At 65.2% G+C, this 15529-nt stretch carries 12 protein-coding genes and 1 riboswitch; of the genes, 4 read left to right on the top strand and 8 right to left on the bottom strand.

What is annotated here, in order from left to right; translation table 11 throughout:
* Positions 1-64 precede the first annotated feature (64 nt).
* The 3 genes from SE91_RS27120 to SE91_RS27110 are packed head-to-tail and all read right to left on the bottom strand — an operon-like array spanning position 65 to position 2973.
* Entirely contained in the window at positions 65-1000 is a 936-nt protein-coding gene (locus SE91_RS27120; RefSeq protein WP_061849818.1) for a prephenate/arogenate dehydrogenase family protein, read from the bottom strand.
* Positions 997-2091, bottom strand: coding sequence for a histidinol-phosphate transaminase (gene hisC, locus SE91_RS27115; protein WP_061851350.1), 1095 nt, complete (start codon positions 2089-2091; stop codon positions 997-999). Before hisC ends, SE91_RS27120 begins: the two co-directional genes overlap by 4 nt.
* A gap of 33 nt (positions 2092-2124) precedes the next feature.
* A complete protein-coding gene (locus SE91_RS27110) occupies positions 2125-2973 on the bottom strand; it encodes a chorismate mutase (RefSeq protein ID WP_060734755.1) in 849 nt (282 codons plus the stop codon).
* Positions 2974-3178: 205 nt separating this feature from the next.
* Positions 3179-3258, top strand: a riboswitch (SAM riboswitch).
* 90 nt (positions 3259-3348) lie between these two features.
* Between SE91_RS27110 and metX the strand changes: the two genes are divergently transcribed.
* Together metX and metW are read left to right on the top strand one after the other, a co-directional pair.
* Complete coding sequence (metX, locus tag SE91_RS27105; RefSeq protein ID WP_061849817.1) at positions 3349-4545, top strand: homoserine O-acetyltransferase MetX; 1197 nt, start codon at positions 3349-3351, stop codon at positions 4543-4545.
* 1 nt (position 4546) lies between these two features.
* Positions 4547-5209, top strand: coding sequence for a methionine biosynthesis protein MetW (metW, locus tag SE91_RS27100; protein ID WP_061849816.1), 663 nt, complete (start codon positions 4547-4549; stop codon positions 5207-5209).
* Between the two features lie 111 nt (positions 5210-5320).
* On the opposite strand, the gene SE91_RS27095 is transcribed toward metW, so the two are convergent.
* Complete coding sequence (locus SE91_RS27095) at positions 5321-6184, bottom strand: alpha/beta fold hydrolase (RefSeq protein WP_060734757.1); 864 nt, start codon at positions 6182-6184, stop codon at positions 5321-5323.
* Between the two features lie 217 nt (positions 6185-6401).
* Here SE91_RS27095 and SE91_RS27090 point away from each other — a divergent pair, with 217 nt between their 5' ends.
* Positions 6402-7079, top strand: coding sequence for a TIGR02594 family protein (locus tag SE91_RS27090; RefSeq protein WP_061849815.1), 678 nt, complete (start codon positions 6402-6404; stop codon positions 7077-7079).
* A gap of 127 nt (positions 7080-7206) precedes the next feature.
* On the opposite strand, the gene SE91_RS27085 is transcribed toward SE91_RS27090, so the two are convergent.
* Entirely contained in the window at positions 7207-7995 is a 789-nt protein-coding gene (locus tag SE91_RS27085; RefSeq protein ID WP_061849814.1) for an MOSC domain-containing protein, read from the bottom strand.
* 242 nt (positions 7996-8237) lie between these two features.
* Between SE91_RS27085 and clpB the strand changes: the two genes are divergently transcribed.
* Positions 8238-10877, top strand: a complete 2640-nt coding sequence (gene clpB / locus SE91_RS27080; protein WP_061849813.1) for an ATP-dependent chaperone ClpB — start codon at positions 8238-8240, stop codon at positions 10875-10877.
* A gap of 82 nt (positions 10878-10959) precedes the next feature.
* On the opposite strand, the gene SE91_RS27075 is transcribed toward clpB, so the two are convergent.
* From SE91_RS27075 to SE91_RS27065, 3 genes are all read right to left on the bottom strand, one after another.
* Entirely contained in the window at positions 10960-11226 is a 267-nt protein-coding gene (locus SE91_RS27075; protein ID WP_061849812.1) for a hypothetical protein, read from the bottom strand.
* 87 nt (positions 11227-11313) lie between these two features.
* Positions 11314-12933 carry an NHL repeat-containing protein gene (locus SE91_RS27070; RefSeq protein WP_061849811.1) on the bottom strand — a complete coding sequence of 540 codons (1620 nt, stop codon included), beginning with the start codon at positions 12931-12933 and terminating at the stop codon, positions 11314-11316.
* A 154-nt stretch (positions 12934-13087) separates the two neighbouring features.
* A complete protein-coding gene (locus SE91_RS27065; protein ID WP_061849810.1) occupies positions 13088-15151 on the bottom strand; it encodes a M23 family metallopeptidase in 2064 nt (687 codons plus the stop codon).
* Positions 15152-15529 lie beyond the last annotated feature (378 nt).

Genomic DNA, 15529 nt, shown 5'->3' with positions numbered 1-15529 from the left:
GACGGAAACGGCTGGATTGCTTCGTCGCTTCGCTCCTCGCAATGACCGAGGAGAGACGCGTGGTCTAAGGCTTCTTCAGCGCCGCATGCGGTCGGCCGAAATCGGGCGCGGCCGAATCCTGGCCGATCTCGACGATGCCGCGGCGAATGGCGCGGGTGCGGGTGAAGTGGTCGAACAGCGCCTCGCCGTCGCCGCGGCGGATCGCACGCGTGAGCTTCGCGAGATCCTCGGTGAAGGTCCCGAGCATCTCCAGCACCGCTTCCTTGTTGGCGAGGAAGACGTCCCGCCACATCGTCGGATCGGAGGCCGCGATGCGGGTGAAGTCGCGAAAGCCGCCGGCGGAGAATTTGATCACCTCGGATTCCGTCACCTGCGCCAGCTCGTCGGCGGTGCCGACGATGGTGTAGGCGATCAGATGCGGCAGATGGCTGGTGATGGCGAGCACGAGATCATGATGATCCGGCGTCATCACCTCGACCTTGGCGCCCATCGCTGCCCAGAAGGCACGCAGGTGCTCAGTCGCCGCTGCGTCAGTGCCGTCAGGCGGGGTGAGGATGCACCATCGGTTGATGAACAGCTCGGCGAAGCCTGAGTCCGGCCCCGAATGCTCGGTGCCCGCGACGGGATGCGCCGGCACGAAATGAACGCCTTGCGGCAGATGCGGGGCCATGTCCCGGACCACCGCACCCTTGACCGAGCCGACGTCGGAGACAATCGCCCCCGGCTTGATATGAGCAGCGATCTCCTGTGCCACGGGCCCGCAGGCGCCGACGGGAATGCAGAGGATGACGAGATCGGCGTCCTTCACGGCCTCCGCGTTGGTCGCCACCACCTCGTCGACGATGCCGAGCTCGGCGACGCGCGCGCGTGTCTTCTCCGAGCGCGCGGTGGTGACGATCGTGCCCGCCAGGCCCTGGAGCTTCGCGGCGCGCGCGATCGAGCCGCCGATCAGGCCGAAGCCGATCAGCGCCACGCGCAGGAAATGCGCCTGCGTGCTCATTTGCCGGCCATGAAGTCGCGCAAGCCCTCGACAACGAGGCGGTTCGCCTCCTCGGTGCCGATGGTCATGCGCAGCGCATGCGGCAGGCCGTAATTCTTCAGCGCGCGCAGCACCAAGCCCCGCCTAGTCAGGTAGGCGTCGGCCGCATCCGCGGTCTTGCCCTCGGTCGGGAAGTGGATCAGCACGAAATTGGCGACGCTCGGGGTCACCTTCAGGTCGAGCTTGCCGATCTCCTCGGTCAGCCAGTTGCGCCAGGTTTCGGTGAACTGCTTCGACATCGCCTGGTGCGCGGTGTCCTCGATCGCGGCGACCGCGGCGTACATCGCCGGCGTCGACACGTTGAAGGGGCCGCGGATGCGGTTGACCGCGTCGATGATGTGCTCGGGCCCGAACATCCAGCCGATGCGCAGTGCGGCAAGTCCGTGGATCTTGGAGAAGGTGTGCGTCACCACGGTGTTCTCGGTGGTGGCAACGAGCTCGATCCCCATTTCGTAGTCGTTGCGCGAGACATAGTCGCAATAGGCGGCGTCCAGCACCAGCAGCACGTGCGACGGCAGCCCGGCGCGCAGCCGCTTGACCTCGTCGAACGGCACATAGGTGCCGGTCGGATTGTTGGGGTTGGCGAGCCAGACCAGCTTTGTCTTCGGCGTCACGGCGTTAAGGATAGCGTCGACGTCGCAGGTGAGGTTTTTCTCCTGCGCGATGACGTTCTTGGCGCCCACGGCCATGGTCGCAATCGGGTAGACCAGGAAGCCGTGGGTGGTGGAGATCGCCTCGTCGCCCTGACCGAGATAGGTGTGCGCGAGCAGATTAAGTATCTCGTCGGAGCCGGCGCCGCAGATGATGCGGTTGGGATCGAGCCCGAAGGAGCGGCCGATCGCCTCGCGCAGCACCCGCGAGGTGCCTTCCGGATAGTCCTCCAGGTGATCGGCGACGCGCTTGAACGCCTCGATCGCTTTCGGCGAGGGGCCGAACGGCGTCTCGTTGGCCGAGAGCTTGAACACCTTGCGGCCCGGCTCGGCGACCGGGCTCTTGCCGGGCGTGTAGGGCGCAATATCGAGAATGCCGGGATTCGGCACGGGGCGGGACATCTTCAACTCCGGGTAGGCTGGGCGGCTCGCGACTTACGATTTCGCCCCGGTCGGGGGCACCGTATAGCGCGTTGCGTGGCTGCCGACGAGGGCCGTGGAGCGCACCGAGGCCCCCGCCTCGATCAGGGCAGCCCTGATTTTGTCGATGCTGGTCGCATGCGTGACCGAGACCAGCAGGGCCGCGCCGTCGAAGGCGGTGTCGGGCACCGCCACGATCTCGGCCAGCGGCGACAGGGCGCGCGCGACCTCGGCGTTCCAGCCCGACACGCGCACGCTGAAGGTCTCGACCTCGGTCACCAGGGCGCTGTCGGCGACGCGCGAGATCGCGAACACCGGCAGCGCGGCCGGATGGTCGGCGCGCTCGACGAAAGGCATCCGCGCGATGATTTTCGGCGCGCCGTCCGCTTCCAGCTCCAGCCACCACGGCGTGCGGCTCGACGTCGCCGAGACCAGCGCCAGATCGCCCTTGGATTTCGCCACCGCTTCGACCGCAGCCTGCGCGCTGAAATGTGCGACGTAAGGCACCGTGAAGCCGAAATGGAAGCGCGCGGAGTCGCGCATCGCCGGCTCGCTCACCGAGATGTCGGCATGCACGGAGAACGGCGCCTGGACATAGGTGAAGGTCGAGATGATGACGCGCCAGATGCTCTCGACCGTGTCGAGCGGCAGGATGCCGCGATGGCGCTGCACGATCTCGCGCATCATCGAAGCCTCGCGCGCGGGGCGGAACGCCGAGCCGACCTCCTGGGTCTGCTTCACCTGGATCAGGCGGTCGATGATGTCGCCGCGCTGCATCAGCAGGCGATGCATGCCCTCGTCGATCGCATCGATCTCCTTGCGCAATTCCTGAAGCGATGGTGGCGCGGGCGGACGTTGGGACATGTCTGACGAGCGTTGTTGAAAGGCGTTCCAATGCGGATCGGCCAGTGCCGTCACCGCCGCGGTCGATGTCCTGATTAGGCAGTCAGCGCGGCGAAAGCAAAGAGAAATGCAAAGGGAAATTAGGCCCTTTCGGCCCGCAGGCTGGAGGCAAATCTGGCCGATCCCGGTCGCGACTTGACGAAAACCGCCTAAGCCAGTAGATTTTTGCCTGTTCCGTGGTCATTTGAGCCGGCCGGCTTGCAGCCACGTTAAAAAACTCGCTAAACAGGCCGGGGACGCTTTCGATCCCGGCCGAACCTATCGTTCAGGCCGGGTTTTTCATGGCCTGATGTCACTGCGGTCTGAAGTCCGATCGCACATGAGGTCGATGGTCAGATGGGCAGCGTCAAGTCGATTCCGAGTCCCGCGATCAGCACCGATGATCGGTCGCATGAAGTGGATCATCCGAGCTCGGAGGTCGCGCATTTCGGCGCCGATCAGCCGTTGCGGCTCGATTGCGGCGTCGATCTCTCGCCGTTCCAGATCGCCTATCAGACCTATGGCGAGCTGAACGCCGACCGCTCCAATGCCATTCTGATCTGCCATGCGCTGACCGGTGATCAGCATGTCGCCAATGTCCATCCCGTCACCGGCAAGCCGGGCTGGTGGGAGACACTGGTCGGACCCGGCCGACCCATCGATCCCAAGCACTACTTCATCATCTGCTCCAACGTGATCGGCGGCTGCATGGGTTCGACCGGGCCGGCCTCGATCAACCCAGCCACGGGCAAGGTGTGGGGTCTGGACTTCCCCGTCATCACCATTCCCGACATGGTACGCGCGCAGGCGATGCTGATCGACCGGCTTGGCATCGATACGCTGTTTGCCGTCGTCGGCGGCTCGATGGGCGGCATGCAGGTGCTGCAATGGACCGCGGCCTATCCTGCCCGCGTCTACTCCGCGTTGGCGATTGCCTGCTCCACGCGGCATTCGGCGCAGAACATCGCCTTCCACGAACTCGGCCGCCAGGCCGTGATGGCCGACCCCGACTGGCACAATGGCGGCTATGCCGACCGCGGCATCCATCCGCATCGCGGCCTCGCGGTGGCGCGCATGGCCGCGCACATCACCTATCTCTCCGACGCCGCGCTGCACCGCAAGTTCGGCCGCCGTATGCAGGACCGCGAGCTGCCGACCTTCTCCTTCGATGCCGACTTCCAGGTCGAGTCCTATCTGCGCTACCAAGGCTCGTCCTTCGTCGAGCGTTTTGATGCCAACTCCTATCTCTATCTAACGCGCGCGATGGACTATTTCGACATCGCCGCCGACCATGGCGGGGTGCTCGCCAAGGCGTTCGCCGGCATCAAGACGCGCTTCTGCGTGGTCTCCTTCACCAGCGACTGGCTGTTTCCGACCTCGGAATCCCGCGCGCTGGTGCACGCGTTGAACGCGTCGAGCGCGCGGGTGTCGTTCGCCGAGATCGAGACCGATCGCGGCCATGACGCCTTCCTGCTCGACGTGCCCGAATTCTTCGACATCTCCCGCGCCTTCCTGCAATCGGCAGGCAAGGCCCGCGGACTGAAGGGTAGCTAAGATGTCCGTGCAGGAAGTGTTGCCGCTGGACGGCGTTGCGACCAGGCAGTCCGGTGATTATCGCGCCGATCATCGTCTGGTGGCCGACATGGTCAAGCCGGGCTCGAAAGTGCTCGACGTCGGCTGCGGCGAGGGCGATCTGCTCCAGCTGCTGGAGATGCGTGGCATCGACGGCCGTGGCATCGAGCTGTCGCGCGAGGGCGTCAACCGCTGCGTCGCCAAGGGGCTCGCCGTGGTGCAGGGCGATGCGGACACCGACCTCGTCAATTATCCCGACGATACGTTCGACTATGTGATCCTGTCGCAGACGCTGCAGGCGACGCGGCAGCCGCGTGTGGTGCTGGAGAACCTCCTGCGCATCGGCCGCCGCGCCATCGTGTCGTTCCCGAATTTCGGCTTCTGGAAGATGCGGCTCCAGCTCCTGATCGGCGGCCACATGCCGCGCACGGAGAATTTGCCGGCGACCTGGTACGACACCGCCAACATCCATTTCTGCACCATCAAGGATTTCGTCGAGCTCTGCGACGAGATCAACGTCAAGATGGAGCGCGCGGTGGCGCTCGATCTCTACGGCCGTCCGGTGCCGCTGAACCTGCCGTGGTGGGTGTGGAACATGTTCGGCGAGCAGGGCGTGTTTCTGCTGAGCCGGGGTGGAGGGAAATAGTCTCTCCGTCATTCCGGGGTGATGCGAAGCATCGAGCCCGGCATCCATAAGCACGATCGTGAGTATGGATACCGGGCCTGCGCCTTCGGCGCGTGCCGGAATGCGCTCGTTCTAGTGCGCCGCCAGCGACCGCGGATCGCGCGCCGGCCATCGTCCGGCCTCGACCAGCGTGACGAACCGCTCCACGCTCGCGTTGAACAGCGCGGGCTCTTCGAGATTGAGCACGTGGCCCGATTTCGGAAACATCGCGAGTCCGGCCGCCGGCAGATGCTTCTTCAGGAACAGGCTCGGTCCGACGCACGGATCGTCCTCGTCGCCGCAGATGATCAGGGCCGGCGTCGCAGCGCCCTTGATCGCATCCGTCATCGTGTAGATCGAAGGACGGCCGCCCTGGAAGCCGCGCATCGTGCGCGCCGAACCGTTGGCGTCATGACGCGCAAGGGCGGCGTAGAAGTCGGCGTGGCCGCGCGGGTCCTTCACCAGGAAGGGAATCCGGCTCGGCGCCTCGCGCGTGACCTTGGCAACCTCGGCGGAGCCCAGCGTCTCGAACTGCTCGGCATTAGCGCGGCACTGCTGGCGCCAGGCATCGAGATTCTCGAGCTCCGAGCCCGAGCCGACGCCCGCCAGCGTCATCGACAGCGCGCGCTGCGGCGCGTTGAGCCCGATCTGGAGCGATGAGTAGGCGCCCATCGACAGTCCGACGAGATGCGCGCGCTCGATCTTGAGATGATCGAGCACCGCAAGCGCATCGGTATAGAAGTGTTCGTAGGTGTAGACCTCGCCGTCGGGCACGTCCGATGGCGTGTAGCCGCGCGCGGAATAAGTGATGCAGCGGTGGCCGCGCGAGAAGTAGCGCATCTGCGGCTCCCAATTGGTGTAGTCGGCCGCGAACTCGTGCAGAAAAATGATCGGCGATCCCTGGCCCGCCTCCTCGAAATAGATGCGGACGTCGTCCCTGGTCGTGGCGTGGGGCATTAACTGTTTCCCTCTCTTCAAGCCGCCTTTCGAGGATTGCAGTTAACGCTGTTGTCCGCAATGCGGCAGCATCAAATCAGCACCGGCGCAAAATCATCGCAGCCATTCGCCGACGCGTGGCGTCTTTTTCTCGCCACATCGGGCGGCTTAACGGCCAGACGGAGGTCGGCCACCGCACGAGTGGCTGGAAATTGGGGGTGTCAACGAAGGATGAAGAATGTTGGAGTTGTTTGCGTCTCGCCTGTCGCGTTGTTTTATCGCGCTGGCGATCTTCTTCGCGGCGGTCGCCGTATTCGTTTCTCCGGCCTCAGCGCGGCCGCATCATCGTCATAGCGCAGAGCGGCACGGTTACGTGCATCACGCCAGACATCATCACAGCCGTCACTACCGCCACCATGCCCGCAGCTCGCGCTTCGAGCGGAGCGTGGCGCAATTGCAGGCGAACGGATTCGGTAACACCTTCGCGAGCTATGATCCGAACGCAAATGGCGGCATGGCCAACAACGGAATGGTCAACAGCGCCGCAAGCAGCGGCAGCTTCGGTGGTGGATCGGGCCTCGTGTCCGAGGCGCGGCGCTATCTCGGCGGCAATCCGACCGGGCGCGGCCGCCTGTGGTGCGCGCGCTTCATGAACATGGTGCTGCAGCACACCGGCCATCAGGGCACAGGCTCCGACATGGCGAGTTCTTTCGCGCGGTACGGCACCCGTGTCTCCGGTCCGCAGGTCGGCGCCATTGCGGTGATGTCGCGCGGCGGCCGAGGCGGCCATGTCGGCATCATCACCGGCATCGATGCCAAGGGGAATCCGATCATGATCTCCGGCAACAGCGGCAATCGCGTCCGCGAAGCCCCTGTCTCGCGCGGCCGGATCTATGCGTATGTGATGCCGAATTGAGGAAGGGATGGTGCCGTAGGGTGGGCAAAGGCGCGCAAGCGCCGTGCCCACCGGCGGTGCGTCAACGTTCGCGAACCGAATTGGTGGGCACGCTTCGCTTTGCCCACCCTACGGCAGCGGTGCTAGCTCACACCAGTTTCGGCTGCTCCACCGCCACCGCGTCTCCAACGCCGATCTCGCCACCTTCGATCACCTCGGCATAGATACCGCAATCCATGTGGCCGAGATGACGCGAGAGCGTCGGCGGTATCTCGAGATCGCGCTTGGCGGTGACAGGGTCCACATTGGTGGCCGGGCAGCGGACGATGCGCTTGACCACTTTCAGGCGGACCTCACCAATCGCGAGCGTCTGGTCGACGAGGTCGAGCTCCGACCAGGCCGGCCAGCCCTTGACGTAGAGATTGGCCCGGAAGCGCAGGGGATGCACCGCGGCGCCGCCCAGCATGGCCTCGATGGCGCGGACGCTATCGAGATTGATGATGGACACGACCTTGCGGGCGACGTCGGAGAAGCTGTGGTTGCGGCCGGACAGCACCTTTGGCGGGCCCTTCAGCTCCGGCTGAAAGTTCTCGCTGAAATAGCGCTCGATGGCGGCGCGCCCCTCCGCGGTCTCGAGATCGCCGGTGGCGACGATCTGGCCGTCCTTGCGGATGGTCAGGCGGCTCGTCGCATCGTCGAACCGGCTGTCGAGGGACGCCAGCCGCTCATTGCGCGCCAGCATCAGAAACTGGATCTTCGGCTTCCAGCTAGGCGCTTCGGGATCGAAGCCGCTCGGCCCGTTCTCGATGGCGTAGCGGCGGTCGGCGGGCAGGGTCTCTCCCCGCCGCAAGGTCACGTGAGGCAGCGCCTCGGGCGTCAGGCCCTTGATCGGGTAGCGGTAGAGGCCGGTGATCTCGGCGGTATGGCTGGCTGTCATGCCGCTACTTAGGGGATTCGACCGGCCGGCGCCAAGCGGGCGGATCAGCGCACGAAATTGTGAACTCGCCTCTACCGATCCGAGGGCACGCTTCCCACATCTGGGTCAGTCCGGCGCCAGCGCCGGCTGATAAACGACCGCTTGCTGTGTTGAGGAACGTCAACGCGTCAGGCGGAAACCCAATGAAGATGCCGTTCGGGGTGCCTTAGAGGGCCCTGAGGGCAGGCCGAGGGACAGAAAAGATGAATATCGACAAATACACCGAACGCTCCAGGGGCTTCATCCAGTCCGCGCAGTCGCTTGCGATGCGCGAGGGGCACCAGCAATTCTCCACCCTGCACGTCCTGAAAGTGCTGCTGGACGACAATGAAGGGCTCGCTGCCGGTCTGATCGACCGTGCGGGCGGCAACTCCCGTGCAATTCTCAAGGCGACCGAGGACGCCCTCGGCAAGGTGCCGAAGGTCTCGGGCGGCGGCGCCGGTCAGATCTATCTGGCGCCCGAGCTCGCCCGCACTTTCGACGCGGCCGAAAAGGCCGGCGAGAAGGCCGGCGACAGTTTCGTCACCGTCGAGCGGCTGCTGCTCGGCCTGACGCTGGAGAAGACCAGCGAGGCTGGCACCATCCTCAACAAGGGCGGTGTCACTCCGCAAAACCTCAACGCGGCGATCGAGGCCCTGCGCAAGGGCCGCACTGCGGACTCCGCCACCGCCGAGAACGCCTACGACGCGCTGAAGAAATATGCCCGCGACCTGACCCAGGCGGCGCGTGACGGCAAGCTCGATCCGGTCATTGGCCGCGACGAGGAGATCCGCCGCACGATTCAAGTGCTCTCGCGACGGACCAAGAACAATCCCGTGCTGATCGGCGAGCCCGGCGTCGGCAAGACCGCGATCGCGGAAGGCCTCGCGCTGCGCATCGTCAACGGCGACGTGCCCGAGAGTCTGAAGGACAAGAAGCTGCTGTCGCTCGACCTGGGCGCGCTGATCGCCGGCGCGAAATATCGCGGCGAGTTCGAGGAGCGGCTGAAGGCCGTGCTCCAGGAAGTGACCGGGAGCGAGGGCACCTTCATCCTGTTCATCGACGAGATGCACACGCTGATCGGGGCCGGCAAGGGCGACGGCGCGATGGACGCCTCCAACCTGCTCAAGCCGGCGCTTGCCCGCGGCGAGCTGCACTGCATCGGCGCGACCACGCTCGACGAGTATCAAAAGCACGTCGAGAAGGACGCCGCGCTGGCGCGGCGCTTCCAGCCGATCTTCGTCAGCGAGCCCTCGGTCGAGGACACCATCTCGATCCTGCGCGGGCTGAAGGACAAGTATGAGCAGCACCATGGCGTGCGGATCACCGATTCCGCGCTGGTGGCGGCGACGACCCTGTCCAACCGCTACATCACCGACCGCTTCCTGCCGGACAAGGCGATCGACCTCATGGATGAGGCCGCGGCGCGGCTGAAGATGCAGGTCGATTCCAAGCCGGAGGAGCTGGACTCGCTCGATCGCGAGATCATCCGGCTCAAGATCGAGCAGGAGGCGCTCAAGAAGGAAAGCGATGTCGGCTCCAAGTCCCGGCTCCAGACCCTGGAGAAGGACCTTGCCGATCTCGAGGAGAAGTCTGCTGCCCTGACGGCGCGCTGGAGCGCGGAGAAGAACAAGCTCTCCGACGCCCAGAAGCTGAAGGCGGAACTCGACGGTCTTCGTGTGGAGCTCGCCAACGCGCAGCGGCGCGGCGAATTCCAAAAGGCCGGCGAGCTCGCCTATGGCCGGATCCCGGAGCTCGAGAAGAAGATCGCGGATATCGAAGCCAAAGAGAACTCCGGCGAGATGATGGAGGAGGCGGTGACCGCCAACCACATCGCGCAGGTGGTCTCGCGCTGGACCGGCGTGCCCGTCGACAAGATGCTGGAAGGCGAGAAGGAGAAGCTCCTGAAGATGGAGGAGCAGCTCGGCAAGCGTGTCGTCGGCCAGGCCGAGGCCGTGCGTGCGGTCGCGACCGCCGTGCGCCGCTCGCGCGCGGGCTTGCAGGACCCGAACCGGCCGACCGGCTCGTTCATGTTCTTAGGCCCCACCGGCGTCGGCAAGACCGAGCTGACGAAAGCCCTGGCGGAGTACCTGTTCAACGACGAGACCGCGATGGTCCGCCTCGACATGTCCGAATACATGGAGAAGCACTCGGTCTCGCGGCTGATCGGCGCGCCTCCCGGCTATGTCGGCTATGACGAGGGCGGTGCGCTGACCGAAGCGGTGCGGCGCCGGCCTTACCAGGTGGTGCTGTTCGACGAGATCGAGAAGGCGCATCCCGACGTTTTCAACGTCCTGTTGCAGGTGCTCGACGACGGCCGCCTCACCGATGGCCAGGGCCGCACCGTCGATTTTCGCAACACGCTGATCATCATGACCTCGAACCTTGGTTCGGAGTATCTGGTGAATCAGCCGGAGGGCGAGGACACCTCGGCCGTGCGCGAGCAGGTGATGGGCATGGTGCGGGCGCACTTCCGCCCCGAATTCCTCAACCGCGTCGACGAGATCATCCTGTTCCACCGCCTGCAGCGGAGTGAGATGGGCCGGATCGTCGAGATCCAGTTCGCGCGGCTGCAGAAGCTGCTCACTGATCGCAAGATCGTGCTGACGCTCGATGCCGCCGGACGCGACTGGCTCGCCGCCAAGGGCTGGGACCCTGCCTATGGCGCAAGGCCGCTGAAGCGCGTGATCCAGCGCTATCTCCAGGACCCTCTCGCCGAGATGATCCTCGGCGGCGACGTCAGGGACGGCGACAATGTCGCGATCTCGTCCGAAGGCAACGTGCTGACCTTCAACGGCAAGGCACCGCAAACCGCGGAGATCGCCCAGTTCGAGGCGCCTGTGGCGAAGCGGAAGCTGAATTGAGCGTGGGCGTTTGACGCTGAGACGATAAACCGCCCCGGGGAGCGCATCTCTCCGGGGCGTTTTTGTCGTGCCGGTAGGTTCGTCAACCGACAGCAGACGCGGAGCCCGGATCGGCCGGGCCTTCCTCCTCGTCGTCCCCTTCGAGCTCCGACAAGATATCCACCAGCTCGCGCACACGTCCCTGCGCCAGCGGCCGGAGATCGTTGATCAACGGCTCGTCATTGGCGAGCCAGGCCTGGGCTTCGGCAAGCTCCTCGACGGTCGCGCCGGTTCCGATGATCTGGGCAATGGTGACGTCGTCGGCCCGGTCCACGGACTTGACGACATCGTCACGTGAGAGGCGCGTCATGAGCGATCCTCCTGCTGGTCGGCTTCCGTCAACCTCTAACCGGCAGGTCCGCGTGCGGGTTCCGCTGCCCCGGCCTTCCGGCGCATGCTACTTCTTCACTGCCTTGTAGATCGCGTTCTCCACGTCCGACGAGAAGTAGATCACGCCGCTTGCGCCGACCGCCACTCCAGTCGGAACATGCGTCGGCAGGCCGCCCGGTGCGCCCACGAGGCCGATCGGAAGATTAGCCACGATCTCGGTGATCTTGCCGGTGTCCGGCGCGATCTCGATCAGCCGCTTGGTGCCGACTTCCGCCACGACCAGCTTGCCGTCGCCCGTGCGCGCGATGCCTTCGGGCAGCTTCAGCTCCTTGGCGACCACGGTCTTTTCGCCGTTGGCATCGATCCGGGACACGGTGCCTGCAAAAGCCTCGGTGACGTAGACCTCGTCAGCCTTGCCGCGAACGAGACCCACAGGTCCCTCGAGGCCGCCGATCAGCGTGGTGCGATCCTTGCCGTGCTCACCGCCGACCTTGACCAGGGACTTGGTGCCGAGCTCGGCCACCAGGATGTTGCCGTCGGCGAGCATGATCGCGTCATGCGGCGCCTTGAAGCCGTGCAGCATGTCGCGCGTTGCGCCGGTCTTGCCGTCGATCACCTGCACGGTGCCGGTGAACCAGCTCGACAGGATCACGTCGTTGCCCCGCGCCGTCGCACTCATCGGATATTCGAGAGTGACGCCTGCGGCATGCATGCGCGCCTTCTCGGTGACATCGCCGGTCGCCCCGTCCACGGTGCGATAGGCGAAGACGTCGGCGACGTGGATCGTATCCTTGCCGTTCTCCGAGGTGACGCCGATGCCGCCGGGCAGAGCGAGCTTGCCGATGATGATCTGCTTGGCCTGCCCGGTCGCGGGATCAATCTCCTGGATGCCGTTGTCGGCCATGTTGGAGACGTAGATGCGGTCCTGGCCATCGATCGCGAGATTGTCCAGCGACGGCTTCAATTGTGCGATCATGGTTTTGGTGCCCGATTTGGGATCGACCCTGACGAGCTGGCCGAGCGCGGTGTCGACCACGAAGAGGTTGCCCTTGGAGTCGAAATTCACCGCGGCCGGCACCTTGAAGCCGTCGGCGACGACGGTGAGCTCGGCCTTGTCGACGTCGACCTTTGCGACCTGTCCCTTGAACCAGAGCGGACCGTAGAGCTTGTCGTCGGGGCCGAATTCGAAGCCGTTGAGGCCGCCCATCTTCTCCATGATCTGGCGCGGCGGCTTGACGCCCTCGATGTCGATTTCATAGAGCGCATCGCCGAGGAAGACGGTGGTGGCGTAGAGCCTGCCGTCCTTGCGGAAGGCGAGCGAGTTGATGCCGGGAAGCCCGGAGGCGAGCTTCTTGATCGGGCCATCGCCCTTGCGCACATAGAGATCGCCGGCGAGGAAGCCGGTCCAGGCCATGGTGCCATCAGGCGCGAACGCGATGTCGTCGGCCATTCCGACCGGGGCGGGGACTGCAACCTTGGCGGTACCACCCGCGATGTCGACTTCGTAGAGCGCCGCGCCCGCGACGCTGCCGGCAAAGAGACGGCCGGCCTTGTCGATGCCGAGCCCGTGCACGCCATGGAATGCCGAGCCCGGGACCAGCTTGGTGACCTCCCAGGTTTCGGCCGAGACGCTCGTGGTGGAGAAAAGCGCAGCGACGACTGCTGCGCAGGCGAGCCTGTTCTTCATGGCGAGACCTCCTTTTTTTGGAAAGTATTCGCCCGTCAATCCGCTTTGGCAAACGAAACTTGACGTTGTGACGCCGCAAAGCGGCCTGCGCTCCGCAGCGTCTCCCGTTTGAAATCCTGTTTGAAAATGCCCGGCCGCTACAGGCCGGCCGCTATCAGCGGTTGCTGACCTGCAACGGTCCGCCGGTTGCATCCGACATGCGGGCGATGGCACCGCCGCGGCCGCTCATCATGCCGTCGAGCCGGTCGCGCTCCTTCTCGAAGCTTGCCAGCATCGGACCTTCCAGCGAGCGCCCGCGCGGCAGCTTCACGCGCATCGGGTCGACGAAGCGGCCGTTGACCAGGATCTCGTAGTGGACGTGCGGGCCGGTCGACAGGCCCGATGAGCCGACGAAGCCGATCACCTGGCCCTGCCGCACCTTCTTGCCGACTTCCATGCCCTTGGCGAAGGCCGACATATGGCCGTAGGCGGTCTCGTAGCCGTTGGAATGCTTGATGCGGATGTACTTGCCGTAGCCGCCCTCGGGGCCGGCCTTCTCGATCATGCCGTTGCCGGAGGCGAAGATCGGCGTGCCGTAGGAGGTGGCCCAGTCGACGCCGGTATGCATCTTCACGTAGCCGAGGATCGGGTGGCGGCGGCCGCCGAAGCCGGAGCGCATGATGGCGTTGTTGACGGGCTTCCTGACCAGGAACTTCTTCGCGCTCTTGCCGGTCTCGTCGTAATAGTCGACGACGCCGTCGTCGGGGCTCTGGTAGCGGTAGTATTTCTTGGTCTCGCCGCCGACGGTGAGCGAGGCGAACAGCACCTCGTTCTTCTCGGTCGCGGTCACGCCTTCGTCTTCGCCGGCATAGAACACGTCGAACGAGTCGCCCGGCTGCACCTTGCGCTGGAAATCGACGTCGTAGGAATAGATCTTGATCATATCCTCGATGACCGGCATCGGCACCTTGTTGCGCATCGCGGTCTCGTAGATGCTCTGGTAGAGCCGGACGCCGGAGCCGTCATCATCGTCATCGTCGTCGCTGCTGGCGTTGGCTGCCGCGTCGGCGACGGTGTTCATGCTGGAGACATCGACCGCGACGTATTTGCCGAGATCGGACAGCGCCGCGATCGCCTCGACCATGGTGTCGTTGGCGACGACGACGCGGTAGGGCTGCAGGCGCGCGCCGGGGCTCGCAGGCGCCATCAGGATGCGGAGCTTCTCGCCTTCCTTCAGGCCGCCGTCGCGGCCGCGGGGGCCGAGCGTTACGGTGATCGCCTTGATCTCCTCGGCGGTGGCGCCGAGATCGCGCAGCACGCCGGCGACGCTGTCGCCTTTCTTGACCATGTGGACGCGTTCGCCGTTGGGATTACCGCCGGTGATCTGCTCCTTGGTCTTGGGCAGCAGCGTGACGTTTTCGGGCACCACGCGCGTCTCGAAGCCGGCATAGGGATCGGACGACGAGGATTCGGGAGCGTAGGCGCTTCGGATGTCGGAGGGGCCGGTCGCGCCGGACACATCGGCGGTGGCATTGGAGAGCGAGGCGTAGCGCACCCCGCCATTGCCGCGCCAATTGGCGGCATCGCGCACCCGCATCAGGATGTCGTCGAGCGCCACCACGGCGGAAATCTTCGCCTTCGGCAGCACCGGCGACAGGTCCTTGGTGACGAAGGAGACTTCGGCGTCGGGCTCGACGGCCTCGGGATTGTTGGGATCGTCGGAGGCGGTCTTTGGATCGGAGCCGACGTCGGTGAGCAGGCGCTGCGCGTTGAACGGCGGGATCTTCGCCGACAGATCGCTCGTCGTCATCGACAGATTGCCGGCGATGCGGACGAAGGGGCGCACCCGCATCACGTCGCGGTTGCCGACGCGGGCGACCGTGGAGACGCGCATGATGTTGCGCGAAGCCGTGGATTCGCTGGGCGGCGGCAGGCGGTCGCTCTTGTGCAGCGTGGCGGCGCGATCGCCAGCGCCGAAGGCACCGCGTAACGCGCCTTCGACCCGCTCCGGCACTCTGGCGAAGGTCATCTCGCCGTCGAGCGACGCGAAAACGGCGCCGCCGATCAGGGCCGCGCCGCAGAGTCCGGTCAGAATCGTCCCGCTGAACCATTGCACCGAGACGCGGCGCCGATCGATGACGGCGGCCTCAGAACCATCGACGGACAGCGGCGGCTCGTGGCCGAGATCGATGATCCCGGTCTCACGCCCGTAAGCGCCGCGTGACGTCCTCTGGTTCAACCCAAGTCCCCCGATTCAACGACCCAAAAGCCCGGTTTCGAGCCGCTTCCCCGGTCGCCCTCTTCGAGGCGTATCGCAGGAAAACGGCACGCCGCATAGGCGCTCGCGGTCAGAAGGCCCCAACGAAGGGCCGGCCGGAATTACGAACAGCTAAACGGAAAAAGGTCTCTCGATGTCTCTCGAATGTCGGAAGAAGGCCGCGTCATCTGCAAGATCGCCTTCCTCTGACCCCATCAAAGTCGCCGGCAGCCCCCACTGGCATCACCCGCGATTCAAGCTTGTCTCTTATCAGAACGCCGCGGGATTGTGGCTCAAGTACGGCGTCAAATATCGAAAAGTTTCTCGAACGGCCCGGGCTTGGCGGACCCTGCGGCCGGC

This window comes from Bradyrhizobium sp. DOA1 (assembly GCF_001593325.1).
GTDB lineage: Bacteria > Pseudomonadota > Alphaproteobacteria > Rhizobiales > Xanthobacteraceae > Bradyrhizobium.
The sequence above is the reverse complement of the archived record's forward strand: the minus strand, read 5'-3'. Positions and strand labels throughout refer to the sequence as shown.